We start from the raw sequence: 13319 nt of genomic DNA, 5'->3' as shown, positions 1-13319 counted from the left end.
TGCCCCCCCCCCCCCGGGGTGGTGGGGGGCCCGCTGCGGCCTTCCGGGGGGGGGGGTGGTTTTGTGTTCGGGGGCTTTCCCCCCCCCAAACCCACCCACGACCAGCCGCGCCAGACTGCTTGCCGGCGCCACTTCGCCAGTGCCCTTTCTGAGGAGGCACCATGGAATCCGGACCGGGCGCCGGCTTCACCGCGCCGACCACCACCGCCGACCGGCTCAAGGAACTGCGCCGCCGCACCGAAGAGGTGGTGGCGCACGGCTCCGCCCGGGCGGCCGAACGCCAGCACCCCCGCGGCCGGCTGACCGCGCGGGAACGCATCGACCTGCTGCTCGACCCCGGTTCGTTCGTCGAGCTCGACGCGTTCGTCCGGCACCGGTCGGCCAACTTCGGCCTGGAGCACAACCGGCCGCTCGGCGACGGCGTCGTCACCGGGTACGGCGAGGTGGACGGGCGCCCGGTCTGCGTGTACAGCCAGGACGCCAGCGTGTTCGGCGGCTCGCTGGGCGAGGCGCACGGCAGCAAGATCGTCAAGGTGATGGACCTGGCGGTCAAGACCGGCCGGCCGATCGTGGGCATCAACGACGGCGCGGGCGGCCGGTTGCAGGAAGGCGTGGTCGCGCAGGCGATCTACGGCGAGATCTTCCGCCGCAACGTGCGCACGTCGGGCATCGTGCCGCAGATTTCGCTCATCCTCGGGTCCTGCGCGGGCGGCGCCTGCTACTCGCCCGCGCTGACCGACTTCGTCGTGATGGTCGACGGCAACTCGCACATGTTCCTCACCGGCCCGGACGTCATCCGCGGCGCGACCGGGGAGCAGGTGGGCATGGAGGAGCTGAGCGGCGGCCTGACCAACAACACGCGCTCGGGCAACGCGCACTACCTCGGGGCCAGCGACGAGGACGCCATCGGCTACGTGCAGCAGCTGCTGTCGTACCTGCCGTCCAACAACCTCGCGGATCCGCCCACCTTCGCGCCCGGCGGTGTGGCCGTCGGCGCCGCCGACCTCGACGCCCTGGTCCCGGACCTGGCGACGCAGCCCTACGACATGCGGGAAGTCCTGCGCGCGGTGGTCGACGAGGGCGAGCTCGACGAGGTGCAGGAGCTGTACGCGCCGAACGTCATCGTCGGTTTCGCCCGGATCGAAGGGCAGAGCGTCGGGGTCGTGGCCAACCAGCCGCTGCAGCTGGCCGGGTGCCTCGACATCAACGCGTCCGAAAAGGCCGCCCGGTTCGTGCGCACCTGCGACGCGTTCAACGTCCCGGTGGTCACCTTCGTCGACGTGCCCGGCTTCCTGCCCGGCACCGAGCAGGAGTGGAACGGCATCATCCGCCGGGGCGCCAAGCTCATCTACGCCTACGCCGAGGCGTCGATCCCGCTGGTCACCGTGGTGATCCGCAAGGCGTACGGCGGTGCCTACGACGTCATGGGCTCCAAGCACCTCGGCGCCGACCTCAACTTCGCGTGGCCCACCGCGCAGATCGCGGTGATGGGCGCGAGCAACGCCACCGACGTGCTCTACCGCAAGACGATCGCCGAGGCGGCCCGCCAGGCCGCCGACGTCGAGGCACTGCGGGCCAAGCTGGCCAAGGAGTACGAGGAAACCCTGCTGACGCCGTACCTGGCGGCCGAACACGGTTACGTCGACGCCGTCATCGAGCCGTCGCAGACCCGGGAGTACGTGGCCACCGCGCTGAAGAGCCTGCGGGGCAAGCGGGACCTCCGGCTGCCGCGCAAGCACGGCAACATCCCGCTCTGAGCCGCGGTGCCTCCGGCCGGGCGGGACTTCCCGCCCGGCCGGAGTGCGGTCAGTGCCCGCTGTGCCCCGTCGCCTGCTGTCCACTGTGGACGCCGACGTGCGGGTGCATGTGGAACCGGGCGATCTCCGGCGGGTGGACGACGAAGGGCCGCATCATGCCCATGTCCTCGTGCTCGAGGATGTGGCAGTGGTACATGAACTCGCCGCTGGCGCCGTCGAACTGGCCGGCCACGGTGATCCATTCCCCTTGACGCGCCTGGAAGGTGTCCTTCCAGCCCTCCTCCCACTGCTCGATCGCCGGCCCCGCGTTCGGCGCCGGCAGCGGCCGCGAGGTGCCGCCCACCGGGACATTGAACGCCGTCAGGTCGGTCCACGTCGTCCGGGACAGCAGCTGCAGCCGGGTCATGTGGATGTGCATCGGGTGCGGTGAGCCGCCGAGCTGGAGGAAGTGCCAGACCGCCCAGCGCCCGCGGTTGATGAAGATCGTCCGCGTGTCGTCGAACAGGCCCGCAACCTTCTTGAACGACCGCACGTTCCCCGTGGCCGGGTCGGTGAGCTGGATGATCCCGGTCGCCGGGAACGCCGAGGGCAGCTCGGCCGGGTCGGTGATCTCCCGCAGTTCCCACATCGTCGGGTCGGGCTCGCCGGCCACGGTTCCCGGCAGCAGCGCCACGTAGACCTCGTCGTGGTCGGCCGGGACGGTGGTGCCCGGGGCGAGCCGCACGTAGGACTTCGAGAGCTTCGGGGGCAGGACGACCGCCCGGGCCCGGGACGCGACCCGGAACTCCATGATGTCCGGTTCGCCGACGCTGCCGGTGTTGGACAGGCGCAGGCGCTGACCCGGGAAGCGGCTGAAGTCGACCAGCAGGTCGACGCGCTCGGCCGGGCTGATGGTCAGGCCGCCGGCCGGCATCGCCACCGGCGCGGGCAGCAGGCCGGCGTCGGTGCCCGCGATGCGGATCGCGTCGTTGTGCAGGACGCCCGCCTCGTCGATCAGGTCGAGGCGGAAGAACCGCGAGTTCGCCGCGTTGAGCACGCGGAAGCGGTACAGGTCCCCGGTCACGTCGAGGTGCGGCCAGATGACGCCGTTCACGAGCTGGAAGGGGCCGGTGACCGGGGCCGTCGTGCCGGTCGCCGGCACGTACGGCAGCTTGTAGAGCAGCTGGCCGGTGAGCGCGCCGGTGGCCGGGTCGGTGTCGAGGTTGCGATCGGTGATGATCAGCGGGATTTCCCGCTCGCCGCGCGGCAGCCCGGCGGCGTCCTCTTCGGCGTCGCGGATCAGGTACATGCCCGCCAGGCCGGAGTAGACGGTGAACCGCGTGACGGCCATCGCGTGGTCGTGGTACCAGAGCGACGTCGCCGCCTGGCGGTTCGGGTACTCGGTCAGCTGCGCGTCCCCGGACGGGACGCCGTTGTGCGCCCAGCCGTCGTTGTGCGCGGCCGTCACCGCGCCGTGCAGGTGGACCACGTTCCACGGCGGGATGTCGGCGACGCCGTCGTACAGCGAAGTGCCGGAAGGCAGGCTGCCGTCGGGGTTGCGGTAGCCGGGCGTGTAGGCCGGTGACGGCTTCGCGAACGGAACCCGCGCCGCCACCAGGGGAATTTTGCCGGTGAGTTCGTTGCTCCACGCGATGCGCACGCGTTTCCCGCTGCGCGCTTCGATGGTGGGGCCGGGGAACGACCCCTCGAAGGTCCACAAAGCCGTTTCGGGCAGCTGGGAATGCAGCTTCACGCGGGCGTTCGTCATGCGGACGGTGAGCAGGTCCTGCTGCGGCCGCAGCACCGGCGGGATCCGCAGCGGGTCGAGGAACTTGGTCAAGCCGAAATTCGGGGCCCCAGGCCCGAGCGGCTGGGCCGCCGGAGCGGCCGCCGCCTCGGGTGCGCCCGAGCCGAACAGGCTCGGGCCGAACACGTTCACGCCCACCACCAGACCCGCCGAGCCGAGCATGGCGGAGGTGAGGAACGTGCGGCGGCCGACCGATTCGTCGGGCTCGCCGTCCACATCGTCCAACGGATAAGCATCGTTCACGCGGGCATCATCAGCCACCGGATGCCCGGTTTGCCAGGGTAATAGGGGTCGCGGCAAGGGAACTACCAAGGTTGGTAGTGGTCGCGCGCGGCGGCGTCCGAAATCCTGGCGGGGCGCGTGGCATCGCACGCTGACTGGAGGGCTCTTCCGTGCCGACGGCTCTGTTCCCGACCGTGTTCGCAACGGGGGCGGGAACCGCCGCCGTGAACCTGGCTAGGGTGGCGCCATGACCGCACCCGCCGAACCGGCGTCGCCGCCGTCTTCGTTGCTGGCCCTCCTGAAACCCCGGCTCGGCAGATACCGCCGCCGGCTGATCGTGATCGTCGTGCTGCAGATGGCGCAGGCCGTGGCGTTGCTGTACTTGCCGACGCTCAACGCCGACGTCGTCGACTACGGCGTGCTCACCGGCAACACCGGGTACATCCTCGGGCACGGCGGGATCATGCTGGCCGCCACGCTGGCGCAGATCGCCTGCGCGGGCGGTGCGGTGTTCCTCGGCGCCCGGGTCGCGATGGGACTGGGCGCGGACCTGCGGGCCGCGCTGTTCGACCGCGTGTCGGGTTTTTCCGCGCGGGAGATGGCCCGGTTCGGCGCCTCGTCGCTGCTGACCCGCAGCACCAACGACGTCCAGCAGGTGCAGCTGATCCTGTACACGACGCTGGCGATGCTGCTGACCGCGCCGTTCGTCGGGCTCGGCGGGATCGTGCTGGCCGTGCGGCAGGACGCGCCGTCCTCGCTGGTGCTGCTGGTGGCGGTGCCGGTCGGGGTGGTGACGATCGGGCTGCTCATCCGGCAGATGGTGCCGGCGTCCCGGTTGCTGCAGCGGTACGTGGACGCGGTCAACCGCGTGATGCGCGAGCAGATCACCGGCATCCGGGTGATCCGGGCGTTCGTCCGGGACGAGAACGAGCGCCGCCGGTTCGCCGAGGCGAACACCGACCTGATGGGCGTGGGCATCCGGCTCGGCCGGGTGCAGGCGTTCTTCGGCGCGACTTCGCTGTTCATCTCCAATGTGGCCGCGGTCGCGGTGCTGGCCATCGGCGGGCACCGGGTCGTCGACGGCTCGCTCCAGCTGGGCTCACTGATCGCGTTCCTGACGTACCTGACGCTGATCCTGGGTGCGGTCACGCAGGGGCTGAGCGTCTTCATGATGGCGCCGCGCGCGAAGGTCAGCGCCGGCCGGATCACCGAGGTGCTGGCCACCGAGCCGAGCATCGGTGAGCCCGCCGCGCCGGTCACCGTCGAGAAGTGGCGCGGCAACCTCGAACTCGCCGACGTCACGTTCGGCTACCCGGGCGCCGAGGTTCCCGTCCTGCGCGGGGTGAGCCTGGCCGCCCGGCCCGGCCGGACCACCGCGATCATCGGCTCGACCGGCAGCGGCAAGACGACCCTGATCAACGTGATGGCGCGGCTGCTCGACGCCGACGAGGGCGCGGTGCGCATCGACGGCGCCGACGTCCGCGAGCTGGCGCGGCGCGACCTGTCCGAGCACGTCGGGCTGGTACCGCAGCGCGCCTACCTCTTCGCCGGGACGGTCGCGGACAACCTGCGCTTCGGCAACCCGGCCGCCGGCGAAGCGCAGCTGTGGCACGCGCTGGAGATCGCGCAGGCCGCCGAGTTCGTCCGCGCCATGCCCGAGGGGCTGGACACGGTGATCGGGCAGGGCGGCAGCACGGTGTCCGGCGGGCAGCGGCAGCGGCTGGCGATCGCCCGGGTGCTGCTGGCCCGCCCGCGGATCTACCTGTTCGACGACGCGTTTTCCGCACTGGACAACACGACCGAGGTGGCGGTGCGCACCGCGCTGGCCCGCGAAATCGGGGACGCCACGCAGGTGATCGTCGCCCAGCGCGTGTCCACCATCCGCAGCGCGGAGACGATCGTGGTGCTCGAAGCCGGCCGCGTCGAGGCCATCGGCACCCACGAAGAGCTGCTGGCCACCAGCGCCACCTACGCGCAGATCGTCGACTCGCAGCTGACCGTCGAGGAGGCGGCCTGATGACCACCGCACAGGCTCCCGCAACGGCGGCAGGCAGCCGCGGCACCGCACTGCGGCTGCTCGGCACGATGCGCCCGGACTGGGCGCGGATCACCGCGATGGCCCTGCTGGCCATCGTCAGCAACGCCACCCTGGTCACCATCCCGTCGCTGCTCGGCGACGCCACCGACGCCATCGTGGACGGCATCCGCGGCGGCGGCGTCGATTTCGCCGCGGTCAACCGGTTCCTGCTGTGGGCCGGCGTGCTGGCAGTGCTGTCCGGCACGAGCACCGTCGCCCAGGGCCGGCTGACCGCCACCGTGGTGCAGCGGATGGCGTTCCGGCTGCGCGAACGCACCAACGTGACGCTGTCGCGGCTGCCACTGTCCTATTTCGACACCCAGTCCCGCGGCGACCTGCTGTCCCGCACCACGAACGACATCGACAACGTCTCGCAGTCCGTGCAGCAGACGGCGAGCCTGCTGCTGACGTCGGTGTTCCTGTTCATCGGGTCCCTGGTGATGATGCTGCGCATCTCGCTGCTGCTGACCGTGGTCGCGCTGGTCGTGCTCCCGGTGACCGTATGGGCCGCCAAGGCGCTCGCCCGCCGCGCGAAGCCGCAGTTCGCGCAGCAGTGGAAGGCCACCGGCGCGCTCGGCGGCCACCTCGAGGACGTCTACACCGGGCATGACCTGGTCACCGCGTTCGGACGCTGGGGCCAGGCGCGGGAGAAGTTCGCCGCGTACAACGACGACGTCCGCTCGGCCGCCGCCGGGGCGCAGTTCCGCGCGGGGCTGGTCGCCCCGGCGCTGACCTTCCTCGGCAACGTCGGCTTCGTGCTGATCGCGGTGGTCGGCGGCGTGCGCGTCGCGGGCGGGGCGTTGACGATCGGCTCGCTGCAGGCGTTCATCCAGTACGTCCTGCGGTTCAACCAGCCGATCTCGCTGATCGCGTCGCTCATCGGCCCGATCCAGTCGGCCCTCGCCTCGGCCGAGCGGGTCTTCGAGCTGCACGACGCCGACCCCCAGCGACCCGACCCGGCGCACCCCCAGCGGCCGGCGACCATCACCGGCCGGGTCGTCTTCACCGACGTCTCGTTCCGGTACGTGCCCGACCGGCCGCTGATCGAGAACCTGTCGCTGACGGTCCAACCGGGACAGACGGTGGCGATCGTCGGGCCGACCGGGGCCGGCAAGACCACCCTGGTCAACCTGCTGCTGCGGTTCTACGACACCGACAGCGGCACGATCGCGGTCGACGGCGTGGACATCACGGACATGACCCGCGACGACCTCCGCCGCCGGATCGGCATGGTCCTGCAGGACACGTGGCTGTACGGCGGCACGATCGCCGACAACATCGCCTACGGCCGCCCGGAGGCGACGCGCGAGCAGGTCGTCGCCGCGGCGACGGCGGTGCACGCGGACCACCTGATCCGCACCCTGCCCGACGGCTACGACACGGTCCTCGACTCCGAAGCGGACGGCCTCTCGGCGGGCGAACGCCAGCTGATCACGATCGCCCGCGCGTTCCTGGTGGAACCGGCGATCCTGGTCCTCGACGAGGCGACCAGCGCGGTGGACACCCGCACGGAAATGCTCGTCCAGCGGGGCCTGGCGGCTTTGCGCGAGGGCCGCACCAGCTTCGTGATCGCCCACAGGTTGTCGACGATCCGCGACGCGGACGTGATCCTGGTGATGGAGTCCGGCAGCATCGTCGAGCAGGGCAGCCACAGGGAGCTGATCGAGGCGGGCGGGGCGTACGCGCGGCTGCACGCGGCTCAGTTCTCGGCGACTCCGGCGGTGTCCGACGTCTGAAGTCCCGGCGGAACTACCAACTAGCGGTATGGGGCGGCAGGGCCGCTTTCCCTAGCGTGGTGAGCGATGAGTGACAGCATGCGCACCCCGTCCGGCATCCCGGTGCGGGCGGTCTACGGGCCGGCGGACCGGGCCACCGATCCGCCGGAGCCGGGCACGTTTCCGTTCACGCGCGGGAACTTCGCCACCGGCTACCGCAAGAAGCTGTGGACCTTCCGGCAGTACTCCGGGTTCGGCACGGCCGAGGAGTCGAACCGGCGGTACCGCTACCTGCTGGCGCAGGGCGGCACCGGGCTGTCGGTCGCGCTCGACCTGCCCACCCAGTGCGGCTACGACTCCGACGACCCCGAAGTGAGCGAGGAGGTCGGCCGGGTCGGTGTCGCGGTCGACACGCTCGCCGACGCCGAGGTGCTGTTCGCCGGTATTCCGCTGGAGAAGATCAGCACCAGCTTCACCATCAACGGCACCGCCGCCATTCTGCTGGCGTTCTACGTCGCCGCCGCCGAGCGGGCCGGGGTGTCGCGGGAGAAGCTGACCGGGACCATCCAGAACGACATCCTCAAGGAGTACGCCTCCCGCGGCACGTGGATCTGGCCGCCGGAGCCGTCGCTGCGGCTGATCGCCGACACCATCGAGTTCTGCGCCGCCGAGGTGCCGAAGTTCAACGCCATTTCGGTGGCCGGCGCGCACTTCCGGGACGCCGGGGCGACCGCCGTCCAGGAGATGGCCTTCACCCTCGCCGACGGCGTCACCTACTGCGACACCGTGCTGGCCCGCGGCCGGATGACGATCGACGAGTTCGCCCCGCAGATCTCCTTCTTCTTCTACACCCACGGCGACTTCTTCGAGGAGATCGCCAAGTACCGGGCGGGCCGGCGGCGCTGGGCGACGATCGTCCGCGAGCGGTACGGCGCGAAGACGGACAAAGCGGCGATGTTCCGGTTCGGCTGCGTCGCCGGCGGCGCCTCGCTGTACGCGCCGCAAGCGCAGAACAACACGGTCCGCGTGGCCTACGAGGCGATGGCGTCCGTGCTCGGCGGGGTGCAGTCGATGTTCACCGCCGCCTGGGACGAGCCGTTCGCGCTGCCCAGCGAGGAGTCGGCGACGCTCGCCCTGCGGACGCAGCAGATCCTCGCGCACGAGACCGGCGTGGCCCGGGTCGTGGATCCGCTCGGCGGCTCCTACTTCGTCGAGGCGCTCACCGACGCCACCGAGGAACGCATCGTCGCGATCATGGCGGACCTCGACGCGCACGGCGGCATGGTCCAAGCCATCGAGGACGGCTACCTCCAGGGCCTGATCGCCGACGAGGCGTACCGGCTGCACCGCGACGTCGAGGCGGGCGAGCGCCCGGTCGTCGGGGTCAACCGGTTCACGTCGGCGGAGGAACCGCCCGAGATCACCATGTACGAGCTCGACGCCGAAGGCCGGGAACTGCAGCTGAAGCGCCTGGCGCGGGTGAAGGCGGAGCGTGACGGCGGAGCCGTGCGCACCACCCTCGCCGCGCTGGCGAAGACCGCGGAAGGCGACGGAAACCTGATGGAACCGCTGATCGACTGCGCGAACGCCTACTGCACCATCGGCGAGATCGTCGCCGCGCTCAAGCGGGTCTGGGGCGAGTTCCGGCAGCCGGTGGTGTTCTGATGCCGGCCAGGGTGCTGGTCGCCAAGCCGGGCCTGGACGGCCACGACCGCGGCGCGAAGATCGTCGCCCGCACGCTGCGGGACGCCGGGTTCGAGGTGATCTTCACCGGGATCCGCAAGCGGATCGAGGAGATCGTGACGATGGCGCTGCAGGAGGACGTCGCCGTGGTCGGCCTGAGCATCCTCTCCGGCGCGCACCTGTCGCTGACCACCCGCACGGTCGACGCGCTGCGGGCCGCGGGCGCCGGGGACATCGCGGTGGTCGTCGGCGGCACGATCCCGCCGGCGGACGTGCCCCGGCTGGAGGCGGCGGGCGCGGCCGCGGTCTTCCCGACCGGGACGGCGCTGGACGTGCTGGTGGCCGAGATCGGCAAGCTGACGGCGAACCCGCGGTGACCGCCGGGCCGCTCGCGGGCATCCGCGTGCTCGAGGCCGGGCACATCCTCGCCGGCCCGTACGCCACGATGCTGCTGGCCGACCTGGGCGCCGAGGTCATCAAGATCGAGCCGCCGACCGGGGACCTCTCCCGGCAGGTGAGCGACGCCTACTTCGCGAGCATCAACCGGAACAAGCGCAGCCTCTGCCTCGACCTCACCACCGCCGACGGCCGGCGGCGCCTGGGCGAGCTCGTCGCCGGGTCGCACGCCCTGCTGGTCAACCTGAAGCCGTCGGTGATCCACCGCCTCGGCCTCACCTACGCCTCGCTGCGGCGCTGGAACGAGCGGATCGTCTGCGTCGCGATCACCGGCTACGGCCTGGACGCGGGCGACGAGCCCGCCTTCGACTACGTGGTCCAGGCGGCGACCGGGGTGGCCGCGCTCACCGGCGATCCCGCCGGGCCACCGACCCTGCCGGGCTATTCGGCGGCGGACAACTCCGCCGGGCTGGCGGCCGCGCTCGGCCTGCTGGCCCAGATCGTCTCCGGCCGCGGCGGCCAGGTCGAGGTGACGCTGCGGGACGTGATGCTGTCCCAGCTGAACTACCGCGCGTCGGCCTACCTCAACGAGGGCACCGAACCACGCCGCCTGCCCTTCGGCGCGCACTCGTTCTACGTGCCCGCCCAGCTCTTCGGCACGGCCGAGGGCCACCTGGCGTTGTTCGTGACGCACGACGGTTTCTGGAAGTCGTTCGCCGCGGAGGCGGGCATCGGCGGCTTCGAAACGATGGCCGAGCGGGTGGCCCGGCGGGACGACGTCTTGGCGGTGGTGTCCGACGTGCTCGCGACCGACACCGCGAAGTCGTGGGAGGCCCGGCTGCGCCCGCTCGGCGTGCCGGCGTCGGCGGTGCGGACGCTGCCGGAGGCGCTGGCCGCGACCCCGGAAGCCATCGTGACGGCGGGGGAGTTCCGGCTGGTCGGCAGCCCGGTCCGGGTCGCCGGGTACGAGCCGGAGCACCGGCCGCCGCCACAGCTTGGGGAGTACCGCTAACGAGCGGGAACCGCGGCCCGCAGCCGGTGCTGCAGGTCGCTGACCAGCGCCTCGAGCCCCGGCAAGCCGTTCGCGGTGCCGAAGACGTGGTAATCCGGCCGCACCAGCGCCGAAGTCGCTCCGTACCGCGCCAGGAACGACCGGAGGACGTCGTCGTCCGGCTTCACGACGCTGGTGCCGAGCGAGGCGAGGAACGGCGAGCCGTACTCCTCGGTGGTGAGCAGCACGAAACCCGGACCGACGCCGGGCCCGTGCGGCACGACGACACCCGCTCCCGGGCTTTCGTGCAGCAGCCCGGCAGTGAGCGGCGAAGCCGGTTCGGGACGGCCCGCCGGCTTCCCGCGGCGGTTGGCCAGCACGGTTTCGTCCCGTTCGGCGGCCGCCGCCGGGTCCGTCACGCAGATGACCCGGCCCAGCTGGACCGAGGCGAGGATCGCCTCCTTCGCCGCCTCCCGGCGTTCCTCCTCGTAGCTGTCCAAAATGGACTCGTCGGCCAGGTCGCCGATCACCAGGTCCAGCTTCCACGCCAGGTTCGTGACGTCGCGGATGCCGGAACACATGCCCTGGCCGGCGAACGGCGGCATGAGGTGCGCCGCGTCGCCGGCGAGCAGGACGTGCCCCACCCGCCACCGGCCGGCCCACCGGGCCTGGAAGATGTAGGTCGTGCTGCGCAGCAGGGTGGCGGTTTCCGGGGTGACGCCGAACGGGGCCATCAGCCGCCAGGCCGTCTCGTCCTTGTTCAGCTCCGCCGGGCTTTCCCCCGGCAGCCGCATGAACTCCCAGCGGCGGCGGCCGGGGCCGCTGCCGACGAGCGTCGTCGGCCGGGCCGGGTCGCAGATCTGCACGTTCGTCGGCACGAACTCGCGCGGCTCGTGCAGCTGGACGTCGCAGAGCAGCCACTCATAGGAGAACCCGAGGTCGGTCACCGGCACGTCGAGGTGCTCGCGGACGAAGCTGTTCGCGCCGTCGCAGCCCACGACCCACCGCGCCGAGATCGTCCGCGGCACCTCGTCTTCGTCGACGGCGGTCACCTCGACGCCCGATTCGCCGTCGGCGATGGCGACCACCTCGTGCCCGCGGAGGACGGTGAGCCCGGGGAGGGCCCGGGCCCGGGCCGCGATCAGCTCCTCCAGCGCCGGCTGGTGCATGGTGTTCGCGTCCGGCCAGCCGTACCGGCCGGTGGCCGAGAAGGCGATGTCCAGCAGGGTCCGGCCGTCGGCGGTCTGCCACTGGTAGCCGTTGGCCGGTGCGGTGATCGCGGGGAGGTCCGGGCCGATGCCGGTGGCTGCGAGCAGCCGCGCGGTCTCGCCGTCGAAGCTGGTCGCCCGGGGCAGTTTGTACGGCCGGGGACGGCGTTCGAGCACCGTCACCCGCCGGTCGCGCTGCGCCAGCAGCACCGACAGCGTGGCGCCGATCGGGCCGTTGCCGACGACGACGACGTCCGTGTCCGTCACGGGAGCTCGTTCCGCAGCACGTGGTTCACCCGCTCGCGCACGCAGGCGACGCGGTCGGGCAGCGACGGATCGCCCTCGGGCCAGACCAGGTCGATGCCGACGCGGCCGCCGAAGGTGCTCATGACGTAGCCGCCGAGCGCGAGCGTTTCCCGCATCCGGGACGCCGAGTGCAGGTTGGTCAGCCGCAGGCCGGCCGGGGTGCGCATCGGCGGCGCGACCCCCCAGTTCATGATGCTGACGACGGCGAGGGCGAGGCTCGGGTCCCACGGCTTCGCGGCGGCGGGCCGCGAGAACATGTCCAGGATGCTGCGCTGCACGGAGCCGTCGGCCAAGCCGGCCCGCAGCTGGTCGCCGATGGCCCGGCCGATCACGACGGCGTCGGGCGCCATCCCGGCGGAGACCTTGAAGCCGACGCCGCCGAGCACGTTCGTGCCCTCGGTCGCGCCGACCGGCGGGGTCAGCCGGTTGCGCAGGTTCACCGAGTACCGGTACACGAGGTCGGTCAGCGGCATGTCGCGCAGCTCGGCCTCGGCGAGCAGGATCGCGCCCGACACCAGGCCGTTGATCGTCACCTTCTCGCGGTGGCCGAGGTCCGCCAGCGCCGCCGTTTCGGCCTCGGTCAGGCGGTGCTGGACGACGTGCCGGACGACCGGATCCGCGGGCGACACCGCCGGCGGCGGCCCGGCGGGCGGGGGACCGTCGGCGTGGATGCCGCGCTCGGCGAGCAGGTCCTCCAGCGACCGGGGGTACGGGTGCCGGGGCAGGTCGAGGGGCACGCCTTCGACGACGTCGGTGTAGCACGACCAGAGCGTCGAGAGGATCGCCGTGGCGTGGTGGGCGTCCCCGACGCTGTGTTGAAGCGCGAGGCAGACACTGGCCTCGTCGCCGCCGCGGACGACATCGAGCGCGCTCAGTGCCCGGCTCTGGTCGAGGTCCAGCCCCGCTAGGGGCCGATCGGGATCGCCGTCGGCGAACCGGATCTCCGGCCGCGCGTCGGATTCGGTGAGCACCACACCGTCGTCGGCGATCTCGACCCGGGCAGCGAGGTGCGGGTAGGCGCGGTACACCGCTTCGAACGCGGTGGTCAGCGCGTCGGGATCCAGCCGGCCGGTCGCGCGCACCGTGTAACCGATGTACGCCTCCTTGACGGCGTGGATCCGTTCGCTGGGCGCCAACGCACGCCGGACACCAGCTCGCGTCACGAGTTCCTCCAGTGC

9 protein-coding genes are annotated in these 13319 nt (G+C 71.8%); 6 read left to right on the top strand and 3 right to left on the bottom strand.

Going from position 1 to position 13319, the window contains the following annotated elements; all coding sequences use genetic code 11:
• The first annotated feature begins 161 nt into the window (after positions 1–161).
• Positions 162–1757 (top strand): acyl-CoA carboxylase subunit beta, encoded by a 1596-nt coding sequence (locus AB0M93_RS40950; RefSeq protein WP_364284841.1) that lies wholly within the window; start codon positions 162–164, stop codon positions 1755–1757.
• Positions 1758–1806: 49 nt separating this feature from the next.
• Here AB0M93_RS40950 and AB0M93_RS40945 read toward each other — a convergent pair whose 3' ends face one another.
• Positions 1807–3705, bottom strand: coding sequence for a multicopper oxidase domain-containing protein (locus AB0M93_RS40945; RefSeq protein WP_364284891.1), 1899 nt, complete (start codon positions 3703–3705; stop codon positions 1807–1809).
• A 307-nt stretch (positions 3706–4012) separates the two neighbouring features.
• Here AB0M93_RS40945 and AB0M93_RS40940 point away from each other — a divergent pair, with 307 nt between their 5' ends.
• The 5 genes from AB0M93_RS40940 to AB0M93_RS40920 all read left to right on the top strand — a co-directional run bounded on the left by AB0M93_RS40940 (position 4013) and on the right by AB0M93_RS40920 (position 10648).
• A complete protein-coding gene (locus AB0M93_RS40940) occupies positions 4013–5782 on the top strand; it encodes an ABC transporter ATP-binding protein (RefSeq protein WP_364284839.1) in 1770 nt (589 codons plus the stop codon).
• Complete coding sequence (locus AB0M93_RS40935) at positions 5782–7578, top strand: ABC transporter ATP-binding protein (protein ID WP_364284837.1); 1797 nt, start codon at positions 5782–5784, stop codon at positions 7576–7578. Before AB0M93_RS40940 ends, AB0M93_RS40935 begins: the two co-directional genes overlap by 1 nt.
• Before the next feature lie 66 nt (positions 7579–7644).
• The gene (locus tag AB0M93_RS40930; protein ID WP_364284835.1) at positions 7645–9222 is read left to right on the top strand and encodes a methylmalonyl-CoA mutase family protein; all 1578 of its coding nucleotides are present in this window, start codon (positions 7645–7647) and stop codon (positions 9220–9222) included.
• Positions 9222–9617 carry a cobalamin B12-binding domain-containing protein gene (locus AB0M93_RS40925; RefSeq protein WP_364284833.1) on the top strand — a complete coding sequence of 132 codons (396 nt, stop codon included), beginning with the start codon at positions 9222–9224 and terminating at the stop codon, positions 9615–9617. Before AB0M93_RS40930 ends, AB0M93_RS40925 begins: the two co-directional genes overlap by 1 nt.
• Entirely contained in the window at positions 9614–10648 is a 1035-nt protein-coding gene (locus AB0M93_RS40920) for a CoA transferase (protein ID WP_364284831.1), read from the top strand. Before AB0M93_RS40925 ends, AB0M93_RS40920 begins: the two co-directional genes overlap by 4 nt.
• Here AB0M93_RS40920 and AB0M93_RS40915 read toward each other — a convergent pair.
• Positions 10645–12102 (bottom strand): bifunctional 3-(3-hydroxy-phenyl)propionate/3-hydroxycinnamic acid hydroxylase, encoded by a 1458-nt coding sequence (locus AB0M93_RS40915; protein ID WP_364284829.1) that lies wholly within the window; start codon positions 12100–12102, stop codon positions 10645–10647. The genes AB0M93_RS40920 and AB0M93_RS40915 overlap by 4 nt on opposite strands.
• Positions 12099–13304, bottom strand: a complete 1206-nt coding sequence (locus AB0M93_RS40910) for an acyltransferase (RefSeq protein ID WP_364284827.1) — start codon at positions 13302–13304, stop codon at positions 12099–12101. The genes AB0M93_RS40915 and AB0M93_RS40910 overlap by 4 nt, the downstream gene beginning before the upstream one ends.
• Positions 13305–13319: the final 15 nt, after the last annotated feature.

It is taken from the genome of Amycolatopsis sp. NPDC051102, assembly GCF_040682815.1.
Lineage (GTDB): Bacteria > Actinomycetota > Actinomycetes > Mycobacteriales > Pseudonocardiaceae > Amycolatopsis.
Note: the sequence above shows the minus strand (reverse complement) of the source record. Positions and strands in the feature narration are given on the sequence as shown.

Coding starts and splice junctions, on each gene's coding strand:
- AB0M93_RS40935 (WP_364284837.1), top strand. CDS start 5,782: ATGACCACCGCACAGGCTCCCGCAACGGCGGCAGGCAGCCGCGGCACC.
- AB0M93_RS40945 (WP_364284891.1), bottom strand. CDS start 3,705: ATGCTCGGCTCGGCGGGTCTGGTGGTGGGCGTGAACGTGTTCGGCCCG.
- AB0M93_RS40930 (WP_364284835.1), top strand. CDS start 7,645: ATGAGTGACAGCATGCGCACCCCGTCCGGCATCCCGGTGCGGGCGGTC.
- AB0M93_RS40925 (WP_364284833.1), top strand. CDS start 9,222: ATGCCGGCCAGGGTGCTGGTCGCCAAGCCGGGCCTGGACGGCCACGAC.
- AB0M93_RS40950 (WP_364284841.1), top strand. CDS start 162: ATGGAATCCGGACCGGGCGCCGGCTTCACCGCGCCGACCACCACCGCC.
- AB0M93_RS40940 (WP_364284839.1), top strand. CDS start 4,013: ATGACCGCACCCGCCGAACCGGCGTCGCCGCCGTCTTCGTTGCTGGCC.